Source organism: Companilactobacillus halodurans, from assembly GCF_009600985.1.
In the GTDB taxonomy this organism is placed as follows: Bacteria; Bacillota; Bacilli; order Lactobacillales; family Lactobacillaceae; genus Companilactobacillus; species Companilactobacillus halodurans.
Map to the genome: position 1 here is coordinate 1 of NZ_VDFP01000006.1, position 23,698 is coordinate 23,698.

The following is a 23,698-nucleotide window of genomic DNA, read 5'->3' on the forward strand; positions in this document are numbered from 1 at the left end:
TTTTATATTATCGTCTTTTATATCTAATGCACATAGTATAAAATTGTCTTGGGACATCATGTTCACTCCTGTTTGATTTGGTTTGGTTGCTTAAATCTTAACACGAGAACAGTGATGTTCTTTTTTTATCTAAAAGAGAATAAAAAACTGGCGTTGATTTATTCATCAACACCAGAAAGTTTAGAACCAAATAATTAAGGTTCAATAAAAAATTGAATCAATAACAAAAGAGGTCCGAATTCCAATTGGAATTCGGACCTCTTTTAATTTTATGTTAACTATGTTTATAAAACGAACGATTATCTAAACCAAAGATTCGTTCTGAAAACTTCCCTTTTTCAGTCTTATCAAGTGCCTTAGTAATCATATTGATTGAAGCGTCCATCATATCAATATTGTGCAAAACTTCCGCCTCAAGCAATTTAGGACGTTCTGGAGAGCCATATTCTAAAAGACCATGATGCGACAAAATCATATGACGTAAAAGAATCATATCTTCACTCTCTAAACTGATATCAAGTGCTGAAGCTGCCTTGACGATTTCTTCATCGACAATCATAATGTGACCTAACATATTGCCTTCAAAAGTGTACTCGATATCAAGACTGCCAGTTAGTTCGATAATTTTTCCAAAATCATGCAAGCAGGCACCAGCAATCAATAGAGCTCGATTAATTTGAGGATATTGATCTGCAATATTTTCAGCCATTCTAACCATACTCAAAGTGTGATAAGCCAATCCGCCTTGAAAATCATGATGATTAGTTTTCGCAGCGGCACTCGTAAAGAAACGGTCATGATACTTCTTAAAAAGGTATCTGACGATTCGATTCCAAGATCCGTTAGTTATCTGTAAGAAAACATCATCAAATTCCGCTTCCATATCTTTTCTTTTCATCGGTGCAGTCTGAACGAACTGAGACATATCAACTGTCTTTGGATCAAGTACCCCCAAGCGAGTAATATTTACTTGCGGTTTACCTTGATACAAATCACGACGACCCTCTAATTGAACGACAGCGCCTACGTGATAGTGCTCAGCATCTTCTTCACTAGCATCCCAATACTTACCGGGAATTTGGCCTGATTTATCTTCAAATACTAATGACAAAAAGTTCTTGCCATTTTTTGCAAGGCGAAAATCTGAACGTTTAATAATAACTTCCAAACTCATATTTTCACCTTTATTAAAATCAATTATATGCTTCGGCAATCTCTTCTCCCCCTTGGAGCTCCAAAATATGATCGATTGGTACTTTTGGTTCATTGGCTGTAACGTAAATAACTTGATTGCTCTTAGAAATCTCTTGAATCAATTTAAAGACGTTCTCAGTTCGTGATATATCAAAATCCACAAAAGCATCATCAATCAATATTGGCAACTTGATTAAATCTGATATTTCAGTCACGAATGCTAAACGTAATGACAAGTACAATTGAATTGTTGTAGCTTTGGACAATTCATGCACATCAAAGAGATTCTTATCTGCGCTAGTTATCATAATATCTTTATCATTAAAATCAATTTTAACGTAATTATTATCCGTTAACAGAGCAAAGTATTGCGTTGCTTTTTGAATCATCTTCGGATAACGATTTTCCGTAGCTATATTGAGCATTTCTTTAATCCAATCGCTCGCAAGTTTTTCAGCTAGCCATTCGTCATAATTTTCTAAAATATCCTCTTGGTTTTGAGCCAATTCACTAACGATTCTCTGATACTGAGTATTATCAAAAATCTGTTGCATCTGCTCTTTAAGAGAACCCATCTGACGACTCAATTGATTATTTTTATCAGATAGCTCATTTTTCTTTGCAACTGCTGCAGACAATTCATTGCTTAGGGTTTCTCGGTCAGGATATTTTTGTAGCTGAGCTAAATCGCTGCCCAGAAAATCTTTATCCTGCTTGAATTGATTTACTGCCCTAACATTCTCTACTTGTTGCGTGTGAATTTGAACAAAAGAATTCAGATTAACAATTTTATATTTTGCTAAGATTTGTTCAATTTTAGTTTTCAGTTCTGCTAAATGCTGAGTCTTGTTATCAGCCATTTCTTGAGTGACGGCTTGATTCTGTTGTGCCAAATCAGCTTTAGCTTTAATCTGGTCCAATTCAGCAAAGTACTTCTCAATTTGTTCATTATATTTGTCTGACTTATATGACTCATCTAAAACATTCAACTGAAGTAAAATTTTACGCCACTTATTCAAATCGACCTCAATCGACTTGATGCCATCGACTAATCCACGTTGACTCGTATGAAAATTGTCTAGAGCAATGACAGTTTCCTGAAGATTAATGATGGTTTCGCGAGAAAGATTCTCATAGCCCTTTTGTTTGAGAAAAGCGTAATTAGCTAAATTATTCTTAGCTGCCAAGTTTTTCTTTTGATACCAATACCAAAAGACACTCAAAGCAGCAACAACAATGAATAAGAACCGCAGTGGATTACTTGTTACAAAAGCTAAAACAATTGCCACTGCACAAATTATCAAAGGAATATTAACTTCACTATTAGTTTGCGGCGTCAATTGATCCAATTCACCACTGGTCAAAGGCAACATATCTTCAGCTAATTGCGGGTGATTCTTAAATAATTGGTCAACTTGAGTATCGACTTTTAACAATTTGGAATTCATATCGTCACGATGAAATTGTAAATTTTGCAATTCAAATTTTTGATTGCGAATATAATCTAGTTGACTTTTATTCGCATTGTAATTCTTCAAAATATTTTTCTCGACGTTGTTTAATTCCGAAACCTTATTAGTCGTTTGCGTCTCTTTTAAAGTACTCAGTTCTTGATTAGCCTTTAGAACCTCTTCCCAATCATCGTTGCTTATTTGAATAGAGCTTTCATTTGGATGCTTATTTTTTTGAAATTGTTCATAACGGGACCATTTCTTATCCAAATTACGCAAGCTATCTTCAGCTTCATCAGCTTGTTTCAATAACCTTTCATTATCATCGAAATCACGATTGACCAAACTTAACTGGTCTTTAACTCGTTGATAAGCTGTTTGTTGATTTTCAATTTCAGCTTTTTCTTCAAGCAATTTATCGCGTCGTTTCAATTTCACGACTAAAGGCTGTTTTTGACCGCGTGGTCTATAAATATTTTCCGCATCGGAATTTAAATTATCGGCAGCTTTCAACCAATCTTTACTGCCAACAGCCCCAATCGACATGATTTCAGTTTCTAATTTATTCTCATCCAGACTATAAATTGAAAGAATACTCTGATCGTCAAAAATATGAGTATTTTCAAAGTCATCCTTTGTAAAATTACCCACTATTTGGCCCATCAAAGTATCTGGAACAACTTGGCCATCATGGAATAAAGTGACCTCGCCATTTCCCTTGCCATCGACCCTTTTTACCGTCCAATGACTTTTGTCTTTTGCTTCAAATGTTAATTCTCCACCATAATTGCTACTATTTTTGGGTTTATATTGTTGATACTTGTTGTCTCCCCGAGCTGATGCAAAGCCGAAGAGAATACTTTTTATAAAATTCAATAATGTGGTTTTTCCGGCTTCATTTGATCCAAAAATAACTTGGTAATCCGATTCAAAGTTAAATTCCTGATCAATCCATTTGCCGAAGCCGTATACCTTTGCTTCAACTAATTTCACAACTATTCTCCAGTATATTTTTGATTAATCATATTTCTCGTTAGTTCCTTAATATTTTTCATGAACTCTGGATCATTGATATGTTCACGAATAATCGGCTCAGAATATAATTTACTATCCATATCTTTTATTTTATCTAAATCTGGCACGTTTGACTTAGCTTGATCCCAATATTTTTGATCTATTTTAGCTAATTGTGGATTATCGGTAAATTTTAGATAAATTTTATAAAGGATACCTTGAGTAGCAACACTAATAAAATGTTGCATTACCTCATTTCGTTCAATCGTCTTAACGACATCGTCATTTAAATTCTGAGCATTATTAATCGTTAAAGTAATTAACGAGCCAGGAGTACTCAATAAATCAGTTATCTTCGTAATCAATGAGTCGACAGTATCATCTTTTTTAGCCGTTAATTCCGCTTTTTCCCAAGTATAAATACTCGACTTTACAAACTTCATCTTCGTATTATGGTCAGTTTCTTCAACGATATAAAAACCTTTAGGACTAGTTTCATTTTGATTTCGACCTTGAATATCTCCAGGATAAACGATAACTGGCGAATCGCATAAAATCTCACGCTTATGAATGTGTCCTAAAGCCCAATAATCATAGCCTTTTTTTAAGAGGTCTTGGATTTGAAACGGCGCGTAATTATCATCGCCGACGCCTGCATGCAAAATACCGATTTGATAATCGAAATCGCCACGTGCTGGATAATTTGAAACAATATTTTGATTAATATGCTGTTGATAATAACTAAATCCAGTGATGCCCACTCTTTGACCATCTTTAGCTGTCTGTTCAATTGTTGTAACATCTTGACCAAAGACAACGACATTTTCAGGAAAATCGACCACAGCAAAATTATTGCGATAATAATCATGATTACCGTAAACTAGATAAACTTTAATATTTGCTTGATTCAATTTTTCAAATTGTTCTTTTAAAAACATCTGCGCTTTTAGTGAGCTATCGGTATCGTCAAAAATATCTCCGGCTAAAATCACAAAATCAACTTTTTCTTTCAAAGCTGTCTCAAATAAATTTTCAGTGGCTTTATAAGTTGATTCTTGTAATTTTTTTTGCAAATCTTTTGAAAAATTACTAATACCAACAAATGGCGTATCTAAATGTAAATCAGCTGCATGCAAAAACTTCATTACTACTCTCCCGTAAAAGAAAAGGACCAGAGCAAATTAATTAAGCCCTAAGTCCTTATCCTTATTATTAATCTTGATAAATTTCAGCGATAGGCTTTGAAATGATCTTATTCAATTCATCCATCATTGAATTCATCTTTTGCTCTTTTTCCATTAAGTTTTGGATTTCACTGTAATTTGAAAGTTGGTCAGTTAATTCTCTCATGGATTTAACATCGTCGTCTGTAATCTCTTGACCTTGCATTTGTTTTTGTTGAAGTTCAAATTGTTTGTTTTGAACCTTGTCGAAAAGCTTGTATGCTAAGTCGTTGGCCTTTACAGCTTCAAAAGCAAGCTTCAATTCAGCAACTTCCGTTGTCTTTCTCAAATCTTGTTCGAGTTGATTGGCGCTATCGTAAATGTTCATAAAGTCCTCCTATTGACCAAAAAAATTCTTAATATCATTATACCATTCTGTGGCCTTATCTTTAACGTTATTTACTCCATCTTTTATAGATTTAGTAATATCATTGTCATCAGAATCGTCACTTTCGCCTTGAGCAAGTTTGGCAGCGTCTTTAACTCCAAAACTAGTTCCCTTGGTGTCTGGCAAAATACCGCTCATTTCGCTCTTAAATAATTTTGCCATCCCATCTTCACTCGTGCTTGGAATAAAGTGCGTACTATCAGGATTATCAAATCCAATCCAGCTAGAAACAACGACATCAGGCGTATAGCCTATCATCCATTGATCCTTAGTACCAGCATAGCCCCAAGATTCAGGCACTTCCGTACTACCAGTTTTACCAGCAATTTGGTAGCCTGATGGCTTAGCATTTTTACCAGTACCAGAATTATAAACTCCAAGCATCATACTAGTCATTTCTTTAGCTGTATTTTTACTGATAATCTGTTTATTCGACGTATCAGTATTATTAACAATCACAGTTCCTGTCGAATCAACGATTTTAGTAATAAAGTGAGTTGATGCCAACTTGCCTTGATTAGCAAAAGCTGTGTAAGCTCGTGCCATTTGCATTGGCGAAACGCCATATTTCATTCCACCTAAAGCTAAGGCTAAGTTTTGATCGCTCTTATGAACATTGATACCGAAGTTTTCGACCGAATTGACACCTTTTTTGACACCAATTTTATCTAACAATGCTACAGCAGGAACGTTCTCACTTTGTGTCAAAGCTTTATACATTGGAATCGTCTTTTGATACAGTCCATCAGCATTAGTTGGCGTATATTTATTTTTACCAAAGCTAGTTATTTCATCTGGAAGTTCAGAATCATAGCTATAACCATTTTCAATAGCCGGAGTGTACACTGCCAATGGCTTGATGGTTGATCCAGGCTGACGTTCTTTCATTTGCGTTGCCCGGTTGAATCCTCTAAAGGTGTGATCGCCACGACCACCGATAACGCCCAAGACGCCACCAGTTTTAGGATCAACTGCTACTGACGCACCTTGAATCTTCGTTCCATCGCTAGCATTAGCTGGGAACAGATAACTATTATCAAAAGTATTTTGCATTGAACTTTGAATATTTTGATCCAAAGTCGTATAAATTTTATAACCTTTATTCAATATATCGTCTTCTTTAAGACCATACTTGTTGACGGCTTCATCAATTACCGCATCAAAGAAATAAGGATATTTGTAAGAACTAGCAACTTGATAGTTATCATCTAAATTAATTGCTGTATTCTTGTAATATGATGCTTGAGATGCAGTCAATTTCTTATTTTCAACCATCAAATCTAAGACCAAATTACGTCTAGATTTGGCATTGCTCATACTATCAATTGGATTATAAGTATTAGGTGCTTTCAGGATTCCTGCTAAAACAGCAGCTTGAGCCGGATTCAAATCTGACGCATCCTCACCAAAATATTTCTCAGATGCATCTTGAACGCCCCAGACGCCATTGCCAAAATAGGCATTGTTCAAATACATCGTTAAAATTTGTTTCTTGGAATAAATTCGATTGATTTCAATCGACAAAAATAATTCCTCACCCTTACGAGCTAAAGTTTGCTTTTGCGTTAAGAGCGAGTTCTTTGCCAATTGCTGAGTTAAAGTACTACCACCACCAGTAATGCCATGGTGAATTAGATATCCTAAAGCAGCTCTGGCGTATCCTTTGATACTAAAGCCTGGATTAGTCCAAAATGTTCGATCCTCAGTCGAAATAACAGCATTTTGGATATTCTTTGAAATTTTATTGTACTTAACATAAGTTCCTTTACTAGCGTACAATTGACCAGCATTATCGCCATCTTTATCTAAAATAGTCGTTTTTGTCTGTAAAGATGACTCCAAATCAGAAACATCTGCAGTTTTAGCTTTATATGTCCAATAACTGCTTAAAACTAGTATCATTATTAAGACTAGTAAAACTAACCAACGTGTAATTTGGAATCTTTTCCAATATTTCTTTATAAAAGACCACGCAATTAGTAATTTGGGCTTTAACCAATCCCAAAAACCATTGTTATTATTCATCGTTTAAATACCTCTATATAAGAACAAATTTTATCACATTATGGAACCAATTTTTGAATTACCCCCATAATAATTAAGGAGTCAACAATTAAATGTACCAAAAAACCATCACCTATTACCAGCAGAATCAAGAAAAATTAACAATTAGACAGCTATTAAAAAAATGGCTGATTCCTAAAAAATGGCAACATTTTTTTCGTATCCAACAAGACGTTCTAATCAATGGAACTTATCATTCTTTCAATACAATCGTGAAAAATGGCGACAAAATTACTTTGATTTTCAATTTTCCACCACGAACCAAACAAACTTATTTACCTGGAAAAGACCCTATCGACGTTGTTTACGAAGATGACGATATTATAATCGTCAATAAAAAAGCTGGTAAAAAAACCCATCCTAATTTAAAAACTGAATCAGATTCTTTAATGAATGACGTTGAAACATATTTAAAAAATGGTCATCCCTATATGGTGCATCGAATCGATATGGAAACATCCGGACTTGTTTTGATTTCAAAAACGCCTTATTTGGTACCAATCTTTAATCGACAACTCAGCAGCAAAAAGCTCTTTCGGGAATATTTAGCTGTTATAGATTTAAATGCTCCTATACCTAATTGTGGAGAAATAAATTTACCCATCAAGCAAGACCCCAACGACGTTCGTAAGCGGATGGCCGCTTCTGATGGTTTAAAAGCTATCACCAAATATAAAGTCTTACGCAAGAATGACCGTTTTGCATTAGTTCAATTAAACCTTTTGACAGGAAGAACTCACCAGCTACGTGTTCATTTGGCATATAATAATTGGCCTATCGTTAATGATCCGCTATATAACTCTTCAAAAAAGACAGGCCAACTTTTACTATTTGCCCACAAATTGGTTTTTAGAGAACCCTTTACCAATGAATTAAAAATAATTTCAGCAAAACCATCAAAAAATATGTATAATTTAGTATGTGCTTATTTTTAGCAACCAAAAAGGCTCACCTAATCCCGACAATTAGGTGAGCTCTTCTTTTATCTTCAGAAAGAAGTTTTAGGAGTGATTTTTTTAACTCTTTCTGTGGAAAACTGCAATTAAAATTTTACTGTAATTAATTTAATGATTGCCCCGACAGCAATCAATAAAATATATGTCACAGAGAATTTACTTACAGCTTTAATAACTAAAGGATACGTCTTTGTCTTAACTTGTTCCTTTAAGTAAGGACGAAGATCGTCCCAAATATTTGGATAAAGCAACACTTCTATTAAGGTAATATAAGGCGTTACTTTCAACAAAGCTAGGATGGGTATCAACATAAAAGCTAAAGCCCAGCTAGCTTTAAATAAACTCAATGCATTGGCTTTTCCTACTTTACTAACCAATGTGTTACGACCATTTTTTAGATCTGCTTCTAAGTCGCAGGTGCCATTGCTTAACTCTGCACAAAAGAAGGCAAAGGTATTTGGTAAACTAACCAAGATTACCGAGATGGCTGTGCTAGAATCAAATCTACCTGATCCAAATAGCCCTAGATAGGAGTAGGCTATTGGAATCAACTGGCTAATGGCAATAGCCACCACGATTTCACCAAACATAGTGGAATTAAGCGGCTTAGGACCTGCCGAATATAACAAACCGACCAAAACTCCAATGATACCAATCATCAAAGTTATCCAATCGGTCTGATAAACCAGAAAAGCCCCAATTACTAATGGAAAAATGGCCAAACCGTACATCCATTTTTTGACTATTGCCAGTGATTCACGATTAATGCCGATAGTACTGATTTTTTCACGATATTCTTCATCATGAGAGTTTCGATAATCCATATAATTATTATGAAAATTGATAAATAAATGGATAAAGAAAACCGTCACGAATCCTAAAATACCGTATAAAATATTGAAGGTTCCATAGTTTAAATAAATAAAACAGATTGCGAGCAACAACCAGGCTAAATCTAGCGTGGTTGTTTTTATTTCCGAAAGTTCGCTAAAAAGTTTTTGATTCAAAACGAATTCACCCTACATTTCTTCAGGAGCCTTAACGCCAAGTAGACCCAGTGACATTTGCAAGACGATTGAAACTGCTTTAACTAATGAAAGTCTAGCCTTCAAGTCATCGTCGTCAGCGAGGATTCTACTGTGGGCATAGTATTGGTTGAAGCTCTTAGCTAATTTCAAAACATATTTAGCAACAACTGATGGTTCATATGTGTTAGAAGCACGCTCAACAACAGCTGGGAAGTTTTGCAACATCTTAATTGTGTCCCAAGCTTCTGGATCTGAAATTGCGTGATTGCTGATTGATTCGTAATCAGAAACTCCTGATTTTCTCAAAATACTTAAAGCACGAGCATTAGTATATTGAACGTAAGGACCAGTTTCACCTTCAAAACGAACAACATCTTCAAGATTGAAGTCAAAACTATCACGACGGTCATTCTTCAAATCATGGAAGACAACCGCACCGACACCAACTGCTTCAGCGACAGCTTCTTTATCTTTCAAATTAGGATTTTTCTCTTCGATTTGTTTCTTAGCAAGATCAACTGCATCATTTAGGACATTTTCAAGCAAGATAACACGTCCAGAACGAGTTGAAAGCTTCTTGCCACCAGTAGTAATCAAGCCAAATGGAATGTAGTCGATATCATCTGACCAGTCGTAACCCATTTTCTTAAGTACAATCTTTAATTTAGCAAAATGCTCTGCTTGTTCGCTACCAACGACATAAAGTGATTTCACAAAGTCAAAGGTATCTTTACGATACTTGGCAGCAGCCAAATCACGCGTGATATAAAGTGTGGCACCGTCAGTTTTCTTAATCAAAGCTGGCGATAAGTCATATTCAGAAAGATCAACGATTTCAGCTCCACGACTTTCTTTAAGCAAGCCTTTTTCTTCAAGCGTATCAACGATAGCATCCATCTTGTCGTTGTAGAATGATTCACCAGTGAAGTGGTCGAATTTAACATCCAAACGATCATAAATCTTTTGGAATTCCTTAAGAGACAATTCCTTGAACCATGTCCAAAGAGACAAGGCTTCTTTGTCCCCTTCTTCCATCTTTCTAAACCAAGCACGAGCTTCGTCGTCTAATTCTGGCTTTTCTTCAGCTTCTTTATGGAAACGTACATAATATTTCAAGAGATTATTGATAGGATCAGCTTCAACTTCTTCAACTGAACCCCATAGTTTATATCCAACGATCAACTTACCAAATTGTGTTCCCCAGTCACCCAAGTGGTTGATTTTAACTGGATTGTAATTTAACTTACTAATAATTTTGGCAATTGAATTACCAATAACGGTTGAACGTAAGTGACCCATTGACATTGGCTTTGCAATATTAGGCGATGACATATCGATAGGAACATTGCGTCCTTTACCCTCATCAGCATTACCGTAATCAGTATTTTTTGTTAAAACTTCATTGATAACATCATTTGAAAATGCTTTTTTATCTAAGAAGAAGTTAATGTAGGCACCAGTGTTAACAACCTTTTCAAAACCAGTTGTATCAATTTTTTCAACCAACTCTTCAGCAATCATCTTAGGATTTTTGTGCAATGACTTAGCTAAGATAAATGTTGGAAAAGCATAATCACCAAGTTCTGATGTCTTAGGCTTTTCGATTAATTTGTTAACTTGTTCCTCAGTTATTTCTTCTGGTAAAACTTTAACTAGTGTATCTACTACTTGTTTTTTAAAATCCATATTTATCCTCCTTTAGATAAAAAAAACGCCTCTTCCAATAAACATATTGAAAGAGACGAGATTTCCCGCGGTACCACTCTAATTGATTAATATCCACTCATTAATTGAATTATTTGTTTTTATAAGAAGGTGCGACTCAATCTTTGAAATAGCCAACTCTCACCAAAACATGGCCTCGCTTAAAATCTTTTGATCAATTATTCCTTCTTTTGCACAAGTATGATAGCACATAAAAATCACAATAACAATCATTATTTGTGAATAACAGTGCCCTTATTTCCAGCGATGATTTCCTTAACATCATCCAAGGCACCAATAACTGCCGGTTTGCCAGATGCTTTGACAAAAGCAACTGCCGCTTGAACTTTAGGCATCATGCTGCCTTTAGCAAATTCATGGTTATCAATGTGTTTTTGAATCTCATCAGCTGTTACGTCAAAAATTTCTTTTTGATTTGGTTTACCAAAATTATAGAAAACTCCCCCCACAGAAGTCAAAATAAACAATTTATCTGCCTTAACTAATTGAGCAATTTTTGAAGCACCAAAGTCCTTATCAATCACAGCTTCTTGACCAATCAAACGATTGCCATCTTTAACGACTGGTATTCCGCCACCGCCAGCAACGATTGGAATCACTCCTAAATTGGAAATAGCTTCAATTGCCGGATATTCGTTGATTTCCACCGGTTTTGGAGAGGGTACGGCTCTTCTATAACCCCGTCCAGAATCTTCGACTATCGTCCAATCAGGATGTTCCTGACGCAATTGATTGAGTTCGCCTTTATCATAAAATGGACCAATTGGTTTTGATGGATTACTGAAAGCTGGATCATTTTTATCTACGATTGTTTGCGTAACTAATGTGACTACCTGCTTATTGATACCATTTTTTAATAAAACTTCTTTCATAGCATTCTGAAACCAGTAACCAATACTTCCTTGGGTCATAGCGCCACAAGTATCTAACGGCAAAGCTGGATTTTTTTTACTATTGGCGGCTGCCTGTTGCAACAATAGATTCCCTACTTGCGGACCGTTTCCATGCGTAATAATTAAATCTTGATCATTTTTAACAAATTCCACGAGCGATTCACTCGTCTTCATGACTGCTTTTTGCTGAGCTTTTGCACTAGCATCTTTACTTAAAATAGCATTGCCGCCTAAAGCCACAACAACACGTTCTTTAGTCATAGTTACCTCTCCTAAAACTTTGAAATTTTGTTTACTCTAGATGATGCAATTTTTGGATACACCAATTTTTACAAAAATGCTATTTAATCTCTCCTAAGAAATTGTCTTTAACTTTCGATAAAAAAGGGCCTAACGATACGCTAGACCCTTCTTTAATAACTTTAAACTTTAGGAATAAACAAATTGCCTAAAGTTGCTGCCATAATGGCTTTGATAGAGTGCATTCTGTTTTCCGCTTCTTCAAATTGACGAGCATATTTGCTTCTGAAAACTTCATCTGTTACTTCCATCTCGCTTAAACCGTATTTATTCTTAATATTTTGTCCATACTTCGTATTTGTATCATGGAAGGCAGGCAAACAATGCATAAAGATGATCTGGTCGTCAGGTTGACCGGCTTTTTTTATCATATCCATATTTACTTGATATGGTTTGAGAAGCTTGATTCTTTCTTCCCATTGGCTCTCTTCACCCATTGATACCCAAACATCAGTATAAATAACGTTAGTGCCTTTGACGCCCTTTTCAATATCATCAGTAATCAAGAATTTGCTGCCAGATTCATCAGCATATTTTTGAGCAATATCAACGACTTTTTGATCAGGGAATAATTCTTTAGGAGCAACGATATGAATATTTACGCCGAGCATTGAACCGGTAACTAGAAAACTATTGGCCATGTTATTACGACCATCGCCAACAAATGTTAAGGTCTTGCCCTTTAGACTGCCAAAGGTTTCTTTCATTGTCATAAAGTCAGCCAACATTTGTGTGGGATGCCATTGGTCAGTTAGACCATTCCAAACGGGAACGCCAGAATATTTGGCTAAATCCTCGACTGTTTTTTGTGAGAATCCCCTAAATTCAATAGCATCAAACATGCTTCCCAATACACGAGCCGTATCTTCGACACTTTCTTTACTACCTAATTGAATATCATTGGCACCCAAAAATTCAGGGTGTGCACCAAGGTCAATCGCAGCTGTTGTAAAAGCTGAACGTGTCCGGGTTGAATTTTTTTCAAATAGTAAGGCAATATTTTTACCTTCTAGGTAATGATGAGGAATGCCCTTTTTCTTAAGAGCCTTCAAATGAATTGCAAAATTGATTAAATATTCTAATTCTTCAGGCGTATAGTCTTTTTCTGCTAAAAGACTTCTACCTTGAAATACTGAAGTTTCTTTACCTTTATAGTCCAAAATCATTCCTCCTAATTGTGAATTAAAATTAGTCTATCACAATTTTTTCATGTGCCTTTTATTTTTTCAAATCTTCACGAACTAATGGCATGCTCATGCAGCGAGGACCCCCACGACCACGAGACAATTCACTTGAAACTGTCTCTAAAACTTTTAAGCCATGTTTTCTAAGGATTTCGTTAGAAACATAATTTCTATCGTATGTAACTACTACTCCAGGAGCAATTGCTAAAGTATTTGAGCCATCATTCCACTGTTCTCTTGGAGCAATGATTGGATCTGCGTTTCCTGTTGGGATTAAGTCCAGATCGTCTAAACCAAGTTCTTTTTTCAAAACGGCTTTTAAATCTTGATTATGTTCAAAAGTCAATTCATTATCTTTTCCAGGATGAATGGTCCAAGTATCAATTTTGCCGCCTTCGCCTAAGATACCTGGATGAACAGTAAATTGATCGTAATTAATCATTGTAAAGACGGTATCTAAGTGCATCATTGCATGGTTATGCGGAATTTTGATAGCAATAACCGTATCGTAATTGCTATCTTTAAAAAGATTTCGAGAAATATCTTGAATAGCTGTTGCTGAGGTTCTTTGAGAAACTCCGATTGCCAAGACGTGGTCGCTTAAGACCAATTCATCTCCACCCTCAATTCGGTGCGTGTGATTTCTATCACGCCAGATATGCAATCCTTTATTGGCAAAGCGAGGATGATATTTGATAATTACTTCCATGAACATTGATTCGCGTTGTCTAGCAGGATAGGTCATATGGTTGATACTTAAGCCATCGCCGATCGAAGCTGCTGGATCTCTAGTAAAGTAAAGGTTAGGCATTGGATCGAGATAAAATGGATAATCGTTATCTTCAGCGGCACTGACTAAGTCTGTCGGGATAAAGTCAATATCGCTCTTTCTGATACCAATCATCAATTGGTTAACCATCGCTTTAGTATCTAAACTCATCAGATATTCTTTCAAGGCATCATGATCGGCTCCTTGTGCATAATCCGACTCGCGAAGCATTTTTTCTACAAATGCTTCTTTAATATTTCCAGCATCGATTGCTTCTGCTGCCAGATTTTCCAAGTACAAAACTTCTGTTCCATTGTCACGTAAAATCTGAGCAAAATGGTCATGTTCTTTTTGAGCAATTGGCAAATATGGGATGTCATCGAACAATAGTCGGGGCATTGTATCAGGCGTAATGTTTTCTACTTCGTGGTCGGGACGTTTCAACATTACTACATCCAATTTTCCAATTTCTGAAGTAACATGGATTGGCATAGTCATAAAAAATCACTCCCCAATTTTAAATTTCGTTACCAAACCTCACTATAAAGAACCAAAGTTATATTTGCAAGCGGTTTCATAAGCTAGTTTCTTTTTATTTCTATAATTTTAATCTTGAAAAAAGTTCAATCCTTTATCGCTCTTATCAACTTATCTTAATGATTAAAGAAAATATGATTAAAATTAAATTTTTAAAAATATTTTTGCTTGACAAATAATTCTAAAATTGTTTTCAGAAATGTTTAAAAAGTTAATTTTATACTCATTTAAAAGAGCAATTATTTACAAAAAAAGAATCTCCATCAAATACGATGAAAATTCTTTGTTTTGAAATAAAAGACTTTTGAACTTAAATAAACCTTTTTTAAATCTATTTTTAAAAATAATTTTTAAGCTTTATTTTATGTAAAACTTGATGAATAAAAAAAGCCGAAATTTAACTTCCGGCCTTTTCATGATTATTTTGCATTCTTTTGAGCAGCTTTAACTGCTTGCTTGTGTGATCCATTATATAATTTCCATTGTTTGCCATCAGAAGATTTAATAGTTGTCTTGCCAACCTTTACAAAATTCCAGTCAAAATCAGGTTCCTTGATAACTCTAAATCCATCAATCTTGAATTTCTTGTGGTTCTTTTTATTAAGAACTAACTTAGCTTTCTTGAAATCAGTAATAACTTTCTTGGAGCCATCTTTATTAACACGGACAAATTGAACTGTCTTTTTGTCTTTACCAGTGAAGAAGGTGATGTATTCGTTCTTATTATCTTTGCTAACACCAACATAATCTTGATTCTTAACTTCGCTCTTTGTAATTTTCTTTGCAGAATGTTGTTCAACTTGCTTAGTAGCAGTATTGGAACAACCAGTAGCAACAGTAGCAAAACCACCCATTAATGAAACAGCGGCCATTAAAGTAACCAATGTTTTTTTCATTATAATCTTCTCCTTGATGCAATTTATTGATAGAAATCTATCGTCAACCTTGATTCTATGGTAATGAAAACTAAAAATCAATTTATATTGTAAATTATGACAACTTTTTTAAACAAATCTTATCTTTTTGGAAAAATTTATTGTATAATAAGAGGGGTGTAAAGTGCGAACTTAGTTTAATGGTAAAATACCAGCTTCCCAAGCTAGTGTCGCGAGTTCGATTCTCGTAGTTCGCTTGAAGCAATTTCCTTTAATAAATGTCGTCAATCTTTTTAGATTGATGGCTTTTTTATTTTCATTTAATGATTCAAACAATGATTCAAATTAAAAAGACATCCCCAAATGGCGATGTCTTTTTGCTTAAGCTTTTTAGGAAACTGTTTTGAGTTTTTTTACTGCTTCTTCAATTGTTTTACCATCAGCAAAAACATGTTTGTTTTTATCTTCGACAGTAAACAATTGAGATTTAGTATTTAATTCTACACGATATTTCATTTGTTTACCTCCATCTACTTATTTCTTAATATTGCTCAACGGATAATAAATGAAATTATATTCCTTATTTATTAAAATGCAAGCCCTTTCTTTTTAATCTTTAATGATATTTTGATTTGTTACGGTGGCAAATTTATCCAATTCTAGATATAATGAAACCAGAGAATAAGGAGAAGATGCAAAATGAAGAATATGTCCAAAAAAGAATATCCGTCGTGGTACTTTCATAAGAGAGGCCACAACGCTGTAGAATTTAAAAAGCCAGATAAATGGTACGAATGGTCGGCCATTCTGGATATTGTCTTTTTTGCGATTTTTTTACTTATCATAAATCACTAACAAAAAGCTCTGACAAATTGTCAGAGCTTTTTTTAAACATCATATTGAGTTTCATGAATCCCTTCATTCATCAAATCATATGGAGTTTTCATTGTTTCCCCATTCCAAAGTGCGATTCCGACTTTCATTGAAATCGCCAAATTATTTAATGATGAATCTTCCTCAAGCCGTTTTTCAAAGCCTTCTTCAATCCTTTTAGTAGCAATGTCAGCTCCTTTATCATCGGTATAGAGCAGGATTGCCCAAGTTGGATCTTCATTATCTAATAGATACGTAATATCATTATTTCTCGTTTTTTCTTTAATGGCATCAGAAGTCAATTGTAAAAGTTGTCTTAATTGTTGCGCACTCATCATTCGTTTCAAATCATTAAAGTAGCGAATCTTAATGATTGCCGTAGCTACTGGAATCTTAAAGCGACGATTAGTTTCCGCAAATACAGCAATATCTTCAATATAAGCTACCGTTGTTCGCAAATTGGTCTGTTCATCAAATGCGCCACGTTCCACTAAGGTAGTTCTTAATTCTCGATTAGCTTTTTGTAAAGCTACTTGATTTTGGGTCATTGAGTACAGTGCTAACGACATCAAAATTGGAATCAACATCCAAAAACTCAGTTGCCATGGTATATGAGTAATTGAAGTTACGTACTGATAAACCATAATGACTACCTGAATACAAATAAAAATAATATTGGCAATCAAACTCGGCAAGATACCAAAGAAATAAGTAATCATCAATAACAAAATCGTGCAGAATAGATAAATTACATTTAATAAAATATTTCCACTCAATACCATCAATATTGCAGCAGCACTGAATAAAGTTAGGAAAAGCAACAGTCCAATGTCCTCATACAATGAATTTTTAGCATCATGATTTTCCATTGCGATTACCTCCATTCAAAAATCCCTGTTTGTGGAGCGTTAAAATTACACCGAAACCAATCAAAATAATAATTAATACAGCAATTCCCAGATAAATAATCAACTGTGAATTTTTTGTAATCTGTCTCTTTGTCATTAGATTCTTATCAATAGCTTTATTCTTTTTGAATCGATAGCCAAAATGTCCATTATTCATATCGACCACGATGGCATCCCCATTGTATTTTTGAACGTTATTTTGAAAATTAATTTGGGTCGATGCTAAATAAACGTCATTAGTCGTGGCACCTGTTACTACTAACATGCCTCGTTTATCGTTATAAGGCGAACGCAATAATTGAGCAGTCCCAATATTTCTCCCATAATCTTGTTCAAGACTCATCTTTTCATTGGCGGCGATTCGTTTGAAATCATCGGTATATTTAAAATAAAGATGAGAATTCAGTTCTTTGATCATCTGATTATTTTGGGGAGTTCCAATGACGATTACATTGCTATTTTTTAAGACATTTTGATTGGGTATCTCATTGTAAAACTTAATTTCACCAGTATTGCTCTTAGCAAAATTACCAATCAAATTAAAGATATTAGTCAAAGCCTTAAAATCATTTCCACTGAGCTTTTTAGGGACGACCACGGCCAAATGATCATAAGTCTCATCTTTAATAAAAAGCGATGGGTAATTGCTAAAGAGTAAATCGTTATTTCGTTGCGACTTAATCAACATTTTCGACTGTGGATTAACTTGAGCCCAAGGCGTATTGCCACTGTCAGCTTCAGAATTACCTTTCAAATCCAAATCAAAAGCTACTCGAACTGTAAAGCTGCTGCCCAAAACTAAATTCTTTGGCACATCAACTGTAATCGAATCATTATTAGCTTTTTTGCTAAGGAGCTTGCTGCTGCCAATTACAGTCTGATTAACATAAACGGTCACTAAGGACCGACTAAAATCAAGGTTCTTACTGTAATTAAAATGCAATTGAATCTTTGAACCATTAGCGTTTATCCGATCATTTGGCAATTGCACTAAGTAGCTAGTTTCCTTGTGACCAGCACCTTCCATTCGCTCTGGCGTTGTGGTTAAATGCCTCACTCCGTTGTCATGCAACGTTGAAGTCAACGTATCAGTTTCATTGGTAATAACTTCCGTATCTTTATTGGTTTGCTTCATCAACTCTTCATTAGCAATAAAGCGACCCGCTTTTTCAAGGAGTTTGTCATTTTGCGAGGTTGCTATCAGATAATGCTTCCCGTTGACATAGTAAGTTTTAATTATCGCCTGATCATCGACATCCTTTTTCGAGATTACTTTTTTCAACTGTTTAGGTAAATGTTGATATTTAGAAATTACTAAAGAGTAATCACCCATCTGAGTTTTAGCTTGATCAAATTTAATAACCGGAATTTGACTGTTCTCCGTTATTATTCGTGCTTCACCGGATAAAGCCACCATACTCGCAGTTAGTTCTGCAGCTGAGGCTTTATTGGCTGTCAATATTTGCGAATTCTGATGTGCAATCGTATCTTGCCCAGAGAAATGGTTATAAAATGAGCTTAATGTTTCATCAGCATCTTCTAATTGATATTCAAAATTAACATTGGATCCCTTACCCACAGTTAACCAATTTGCAGGTGTTTGCACTTGATTGTCCTGGTTTAGAATTTGTCCACTGATTGTCAATTTATTGCTGCCGTTCATTAAATCTAAGGGAACATCAACCGATTCAGTTTGAAATCCAGTTGAATCCTGCGGTCTAAATGAATAAAATTTAACGCCATTTAACGACACTGTAATATCAGATGCTTGACTATTAGCCAATTGTGAAACTTGATAGTTGAAATTAAATGTTGCTTTATCAACTTGCCAATAATCCATTTTATTAAAGTACATATCAGTTTCCACAGATTTGCCAGAAATTGTCATAATATTATTTTGAAATTGCTGCGTGTAAGTTTGATCATCTTCAGCTTTAACTGTTGTCTCTGACGTTGCACAATAGACTGCAAAAAGCATCAGAAGAGAAATCAAAACTTTATTTATAACGCTTAGTTTTATACCATTTTGCTTGTTTATGAAATACTTGTTCACGAATATACCCCACCATTCCGTAAGCTGCAACTGCAAGCCACATTTGACTATAAACTAAATACATGTAGACAATCAGTAATAAATTACTGAAAGTTAACTCTCCTCTTTCAGTCGTAATCGTTAAAAAGGTACTGACGATAAACATGACGACTGCGAAGAACCATAAGAAAGTACTGAAACCTTGTAGATTAGAATGAACCAATCCGGCGACCGATAAAACAAACACCGCATCCGATAATAAAAGAGATGTCATCAAGAGAAAATAAATTGTTAGAAAATATATCAAATCAAAACGAATGACACGGCCTTTTTTTTGAAATAATAGTTTGGCATTTTTCAAGATAACGTAGATATTTCCTTTGACCCAACGCGTCCTTTGATGAAACCATACATCCAAAGTTTGTGGTTCTTGTTCCCAAGTGACAGCCCGAGGTTGAAACTTGATTCGATAACCCATTTGATAAATCCTAAAACTGATCTCAGTATCTTCAGCCAATGCTTTAACATCCCAGCCACCAACTTTTTCGATAACGTTTCTTCTAATAACATAATTCGTTCCCGGAATCGTACAAAGATTAAACAATTGTTGTCGTCCGGTTTGGGCCATCCACTGAAAAGACAGTGTTTCAATATTGATAAAGCGTGTTAGCAGACTAGCATTTTTATTTCTAGTCCTAAATTTCCCAATAACGGCCGCCAATTTATCATTTGATAGCAATTCAGCTACCAAAATTCTCAAAGCACCGTGTTCCGGTGTATTATCGGCATCATAAATCGAAATAATGCTCCCTTTTGCTCTTCTTAAACCAATATTCAGAGCATTTGATTTACCTTTTCCACCGGTGACGTTATCGGTATTGATAACTTGCAATCTTTTTTCTCCAAATTGTTGTTGCAAATTACCTAACAATTCACTTGAATCGTCGCTTGAGTTGTCATTAATCACAATAACTTCATACTTATCTTGCGGATAATCAAAACTCAACAACGACAAAACAGTTTTAACGATGACAATACCTTCGTTATGCGCCGGTACTAAAATACTCACAAATGGTATTTTTCTCGGAAGTTTGGGATCATCCAGGTTAACATGTCGCAAATACCAGGTGTACCCGGCAACGGTCAGTAACAGGTTAACAACCAATGTCCCCCAGATTGAAAGTACTGCAATCATTAAAAAGAATTCTAAAACTGAGATAAGGATTCCCCCTCTAACTATTTTTTTAGCGCTTAAACCTATTCCAATAAATCCTACGTCCAATGAAGATAAAGACGATGAATATTATCATGATGATAATGAAAAACACTGTTAAGATATCGCCTTGGATGCGGAAATAGCGACTAAACGACGACTTGGGTTTGCCATCTGAAAATTGCTTATTAAAAACCTTATTAGTCGCTTGAATAGCTTCTCTTTTCCCATTGACAAAATAATCTCCACCTCGATACTCAACAACCGTCGTATCCGTTTCAATTCGAGTTTGCAAATTGTCAGCCACCGGATCGTACCAGCTCAAATCTAAGTTATTAATTTTTGACTTTGCTTGTTGCATGCTCTTCTTAGTATTTGGCATTGAAATGGTTAAGGCCATTGGGGCACTAAAGGTCGTCTCTTGGGTTTTCGTCAGTCTATTTAATGACTGTGCAGGCAGAGCCAAAAGATTTTGTCGTGCCACCTGTGCATCATTATCTTCTTGTAAATGAAGCGGCTTAGATTCATTAGGTAATAGCAGCCAATTATCTGAAAATTGCAAAGAGTGACTTCGCAAAATCGTATCCTGATTCCAAAAACCTTTAGCACTTATCCCTACTGGAAAAACTTGCTCTTTCGCCAGACTAACCAAATACTTTCGCATCATCTGTTCCAAAATCTCACCATTGCTATCTGCCGTCGTTACCATTTCAGGCATTTGGAGAAAAATTACTCCTCCACGATTTTCTACGTTACGTAATACCTTGGTAAACCGAGAGAAAGCTTTCATTTCAATGTTCTTACTGACAGAAACGGTACTGATTGCAAATGGTATCTGATTTTGATAGCAAAAATCACTCAATTCGTCTAAGTAATCTAAGTTGCTATATGGTGAAACATTGGTAAAAGTTAGCACAGGGTGATATTTCCCAACTCGATGGAATAATTTGGCTAAAAATTGTACTTGGGTCAACATTTCAAGTCCACTAGCGGAAAAAAACGGCAAGTATCCACTTTCTCCATTGATAAACCCAAAGGGATAGCTAGTAAGGTTATCTTGAGTTTTTAAGGTTCCAACTTTGTCAGATGTCGAACTTGCTTTACTTACGAGCGTTACATTCTGACTAAATGGCAACAATTTCTTGTTTCCTTCACTGGTTAAAAGCAATTGTTGTTGATAAAGCCTTTTTACCTTTACATCTAAATCAGAAATTTCTCTATCCGTTAAATTATTGCCAATATGCAATTTGATTCCTGAAAACTTAGCTCGATCCTTAATGAAGTCTTGATTATGCAACCCCACTTGTTCCCAATTGATCATCGTTATAACGCCTAAATAATGCTGATTTAACATATTTTTTTGATAATCTTTTTGATTAACCGTCTTGACCCAAAGGTTCATACTCGTCAAGCTGCGTTGTAACGCATCAATTTTTACTTGAGCATTTTCAGCTTCATTTGAAGAATCATAAACTAATAAAACTTGATCACTTTCCACATCCGCGCGAACTGTCTGCGAAGAAACAAATGTCAAAATAATCCCAATGGACAAGAGAAAAGCAAGCAAAATTTGTTTTAGTCTATTCACTGACAACACCATCCCCCACTTCGGTATTCCATAATGTGTGATTGAAAACATCATTGATAAAAATCAACAGCGCTATATTTAAACTAATTGGTATCATAAACAACCTTCTAGATAAATCGGCATCGCCATCTATCAAAATAGCAAAGATGGGCGCAATTACGACAATCGTCATCAATCCAATAATCAAGAACAACCGTAAAATTCCTTGATATCTTTTAGCACGAAAATCCTTGTAAAAACCTACGCTAAAAGCGGCAATAAGTCCGACAGCGATTAAACAATTAAATGTATACCGACTAGGAAATAAGGCTGAAAAAAAGGTACTATAAAATGTAAAATAAGTTACCTGTTCTTTAGCCTCATGACCCGAATCAATTGGATAGTTACCAACTGATTCTGGCTGAATAGCTGTTAAATCTTTTGCAGCAACGTTCAATAAATCTCCCATTTGTTTCAAATGAGTCGCGTAATATTTAATGACCCAGCTTAAATTAGATTTTTTAATCAAATTTTTCTTAACATCTTCACTATTCGGGTTTAAAGCCGTATAGTCCTTTGGATAGTAAGGTTCATTGCGCATCAAGGCGAATTGACCATCTATTCCATTTTTTTCGATTTTTTTTGTTGGATCGCTATTCTCATCTAGAATCCCATGAGTAAAGGTTTGATAATCATTAGCCGCAAAAACCTCAGAACTAGCAGTTTTATAAATTCCTATCCCTGAAAGTAAAATCAGTACAATCCCAAAACCTGCCGCCAAACGACGTGTCTTAAAATTAGGCAAAAACATTATTCCTAATCCCATAATTGCTAAACTGATTGCTAAAATTGCATTTTGTGACCCCATCGTGACTAAAAGTATTGAAGCGATAAAAAACAAAGTGATCATTGGCCAATGGTGAACGTAAATATTTCTTGCTAAAGAAATAATAGCTGCACACAGATAAAGCATCAGAATCAGCATTCCCGGTTCAGCGAAAAAAGAATTAAAGTAAAGCGTAAAAGCTGAATCGCCAAATGCAAAGACAATGAAAATTGCCATCAGATAATTCTTGAACTTTCGAGTGGGGGCTGTTAACGAATTAGTAAATAAATAAATTCCCCCAAGATAAAACACATAGTAGACAAAGCCCAAGAATCGGATATCAAAAATCGTGTGACTGTAAAAAATTTTATTCAATAAAATTGCTAATTGAATAAATAAATTTTGTGATGAAAATAATTGAACCTTATTTTCATTAAAGTACTGTAAAAGCCCAAATTTAGGAACGACATAATCACTATATTGACTGTATGATGTCGGCAAACGATAAATCCCATTGCCAGCAATTGCTCGATAAAAATTTCCGTTATCCGCTAAGCCGTGAATTGGCCATACGAATAACAAAGAACTGCTAGTCAAAATAATCAAAATGATTGCTAAAGTGGCTGGTGAAACTTTTTGAGCAAATTTAGTTAATAAATATTTTGCTTTTTCCCTCAT

General features: G+C 35.0%; 18 protein-coding genes and 1 tRNA gene. 2 read left to right on the plus strand and 17 right to left on the minus strand.

Annotation, left to right across the window (positions count from 1 at the left end):
* Positions 1–274 precede the first annotated feature (274 nt).
* From FHL06_RS04105 to FHL06_RS04125, 5 genes are all read right to left on the minus strand, one after another.
* Complete coding sequence (locus FHL06_RS04105) at positions 275–1,213, minus strand: 3'-5' exoribonuclease YhaM family protein (RefSeq protein WP_238333960.1); 939 nt, start codon at positions 1,211–1,213, stop codon at positions 275–277.
* Positions 1,194–3,638, minus strand: a complete 2,445-nt coding sequence (locus FHL06_RS04110; RefSeq protein ID WP_153384978.1) for an AAA family ATPase — start codon at positions 3,636–3,638, stop codon at positions 1,194–1,196. Before FHL06_RS04110 ends, FHL06_RS04105 begins: the two co-directional genes overlap by 20 nt.
* Before the next feature lie 2 nt (positions 3,639–3,640).
* On the minus strand, positions 3,641–4,804 hold the full coding sequence (locus tag FHL06_RS04115; RefSeq protein WP_153384979.1) for a metallophosphoesterase family protein: 1,164 nt from the start codon (positions 4,802–4,804) through the stop codon (positions 3,641–3,643).
* A 67-nt stretch (positions 4,805–4,871) separates the two neighbouring features.
* Positions 4,872–5,210, minus strand: a complete 339-nt coding sequence (locus tag FHL06_RS04120) for a YlbF family regulator (protein ID WP_153384980.1) — start codon at positions 5,208–5,210, stop codon at positions 4,872–4,874.
* A 9-nt stretch (positions 5,211–5,219) separates the two neighbouring features.
* A complete protein-coding gene (locus FHL06_RS04125) occupies positions 5,220–7,295 on the minus strand; it encodes a PBP1A family penicillin-binding protein (protein WP_153384981.1) in 2,076 nt (691 codons plus the stop codon).
* 92 nt (positions 7,296–7,387) lie between these two features.
* Between FHL06_RS04125 and FHL06_RS04130 the strand changes: the two genes are divergently transcribed.
* Positions 7,388–8,269 (plus strand): RluA family pseudouridine synthase, encoded by an 882-nt coding sequence (locus tag FHL06_RS04130; RefSeq protein WP_153384982.1) that lies wholly within the window; start codon positions 7,388–7,390, stop codon positions 8,267–8,269.
* 107 nt (positions 8,270–8,376) lie between these two features.
* Here FHL06_RS04130 and FHL06_RS04135 read toward each other — a convergent pair whose 3' ends face one another.
* From FHL06_RS04135 to FHL06_RS04160, 6 genes are all read right to left on the minus strand, one after another.
* Complete coding sequence (locus FHL06_RS04135; protein WP_153384983.1) at positions 8,377–9,297, minus strand: prenyltransferase; 921 nt, start codon at positions 9,295–9,297, stop codon at positions 8,377–8,379.
* 12 nt (positions 9,298–9,309) lie between these two features.
* Positions 9,310–11,004, minus strand: coding sequence for an arginine--tRNA ligase (argS, locus tag FHL06_RS04140; RefSeq protein ID WP_153384984.1), 1,695 nt, complete (start codon positions 11,002–11,004; stop codon positions 9,310–9,312).
* A gap of 251 nt (positions 11,005–11,255) precedes the next feature.
* The gene (arcC, locus tag FHL06_RS04145) at positions 11,256–12,197 is read right to left on the minus strand and encodes a carbamate kinase (RefSeq protein ID WP_153384985.1); all 942 of its coding nucleotides are present in this window, start codon (positions 12,195–12,197) and stop codon (positions 11,256–11,258) included.
* Between the two features lie 161 nt (positions 12,198–12,358).
* Entirely contained in the window at positions 12,359–13,396 is a 1,038-nt protein-coding gene (gene argF / locus FHL06_RS04150) for an ornithine carbamoyltransferase (protein ID WP_238333961.1), read from the minus strand.
* 58 nt (positions 13,397–13,454) lie between these two features.
* A complete protein-coding gene (gene arcA, locus FHL06_RS04155) occupies positions 13,455–14,687 on the minus strand; it encodes an arginine deiminase (RefSeq protein ID WP_153384987.1) in 1,233 nt (410 codons plus the stop codon).
* Positions 14,688–15,145: 458 nt separating this feature from the next.
* Entirely contained in the window at positions 15,146–15,622 is a 477-nt protein-coding gene (locus tag FHL06_RS04160; protein ID WP_153384988.1) for a hypothetical protein, read from the minus strand.
* 165 nt (positions 15,623–15,787) lie between these two features.
* On the opposite strand from FHL06_RS04160, the gene FHL06_RS04165 reads away from it, so the two are divergent.
* Positions 15,788–15,858: transfer RNA gene (locus FHL06_RS04165), tRNA-Gly, on the plus strand.
* 133 nt (positions 15,859–15,991) lie between these two features.
* Here the strand turns inward: FHL06_RS04165 and FHL06_RS14900 are convergent.
* The 6 genes from FHL06_RS14900 to wsfD all read right to left on the minus strand — a co-directional run bounded on the left by FHL06_RS14900 (position 15,992) and on the right by wsfD (position 23,698).
* A complete protein-coding gene (locus FHL06_RS14900) occupies positions 15,992–16,117 on the minus strand; it encodes a hypothetical protein (RefSeq protein ID WP_272950444.1) in 126 nt (41 codons plus the stop codon).
* Between the two features lie 371 nt (positions 16,118–16,488).
* Positions 16,489–17,343, minus strand: coding sequence for a diguanylate cyclase domain-containing protein (locus FHL06_RS04170; RefSeq protein WP_153384989.1), 855 nt, complete (start codon positions 17,341–17,343; stop codon positions 16,489–16,491).
* Positions 17,330–19,360: a cellulose biosynthesis cyclic di-GMP-binding regulatory protein BcsB gene (locus FHL06_RS04175; RefSeq protein WP_153385072.1), complete on the minus strand. Its 2,031-nt coding sequence runs from the start codon at positions 19,358–19,360 to the stop codon at positions 17,330–17,332. Before FHL06_RS04175 ends, FHL06_RS04170 begins: the two co-directional genes overlap by 14 nt.
* Positions 19,361–19,379: 19 nt before the next feature.
* Positions 19,380–20,609 carry a glycosyltransferase family 2 protein gene (locus FHL06_RS04180; protein WP_153384990.1) on the minus strand — a complete coding sequence of 410 codons (1,230 nt, stop codon included), beginning with the start codon at positions 20,607–20,609 and terminating at the stop codon, positions 19,380–19,382.
* A 49-nt stretch (positions 20,610–20,658) separates the two neighbouring features.
* On the minus strand, positions 20,659–22,221 hold the full coding sequence (locus tag FHL06_RS04185) for a hypothetical protein (protein ID WP_153384991.1): 1,563 nt from the start codon (positions 22,219–22,221) through the stop codon (positions 20,659–20,661).
* On the minus strand, positions 22,208–23,698 hold the full coding sequence (wsfD, locus tag FHL06_RS04190; protein ID WP_153384992.1) for a glycan biosynthesis hexose transferase WsfD: 1,491 nt from the start codon (positions 23,696–23,698) through the stop codon (positions 22,208–22,210). The genes FHL06_RS04185 and wsfD overlap by 14 nt, the downstream gene beginning before the upstream one ends.

Excerpts from the sequence above, each read along its gene's own strand:
- FHL06_RS04175 (WP_153385072.1), bottom strand. The coding sequence starts at position 19,360 with ATGCTTTTTGCAGTCTATTGTGCAACGTCAGAGACAACAGTTAAAGCT.
- FHL06_RS04170 (WP_153384989.1), bottom strand. The coding sequence starts at position 17,343 with ATGGAAAATCATGATGCTAAAAATTCATTGTATGAGGACATTGGACTG.
- arcA (WP_153384987.1), bottom strand. The coding sequence starts at position 14,687 with ATGACTATGCCAATCCATGTTACTTCAGAAATTGGAAAATTGGATGTA.
- argS (WP_153384984.1), bottom strand. The coding sequence starts at position 11,004 with ATGGATTTTAAAAAACAAGTAGTAGATACACTAGTTAAAGTTTTACCA.
- FHL06_RS04180 (WP_153384990.1), bottom strand. The coding sequence starts at position 20,609 with ATGATTGCAGTACTTTCAATCTGGGGGACATTGGTTGTTAACCTGTTA.
- arcC (WP_153384985.1), bottom strand. The coding sequence starts at position 12,197 with ATGACTAAAGAACGTGTTGTTGTGGCTTTAGGCGGCAATGCTATTTTA.
- wsfD (WP_153384992.1), bottom strand. The coding sequence starts at position 23,698 with ATGAGGGAAAAAGCAAAATATTTATTAACTAAATTTGCTCAAAAAGTT.
- FHL06_RS04120 (WP_153384980.1), bottom strand. The coding sequence starts at position 5,210 with ATGAACATTTACGATAGCGCCAATCAACTCGAACAAGATTTGAGAAAG.
- FHL06_RS04160 (WP_153384988.1), bottom strand. The coding sequence starts at position 15,622 with ATGAAAAAAACATTGGTTACTTTAATGGCCGCTGTTTCATTAATGGGT.
- FHL06_RS04130 (WP_153384982.1), top strand. The coding sequence starts at position 7,388 with ATGTACCAAAAAACCATCACCTATTACCAGCAGAATCAAGAAAAATTA.
- FHL06_RS04125 (WP_153384981.1), bottom strand. The coding sequence starts at position 7,295 with ATGAATAATAACAATGGTTTTTGGGATTGGTTAAAGCCCAAATTACTA.
- FHL06_RS14900 (WP_272950444.1), bottom strand. The coding sequence starts at position 16,117 with ATGAAATATCGTGTAGAATTAAATACTAAATCTCAATTGTTTACTGTC.
- FHL06_RS04115 (WP_153384979.1), bottom strand. The coding sequence starts at position 4,804 with ATGAAGTTTTTGCATGCAGCTGATTTACATTTAGATACGCCATTTGTT.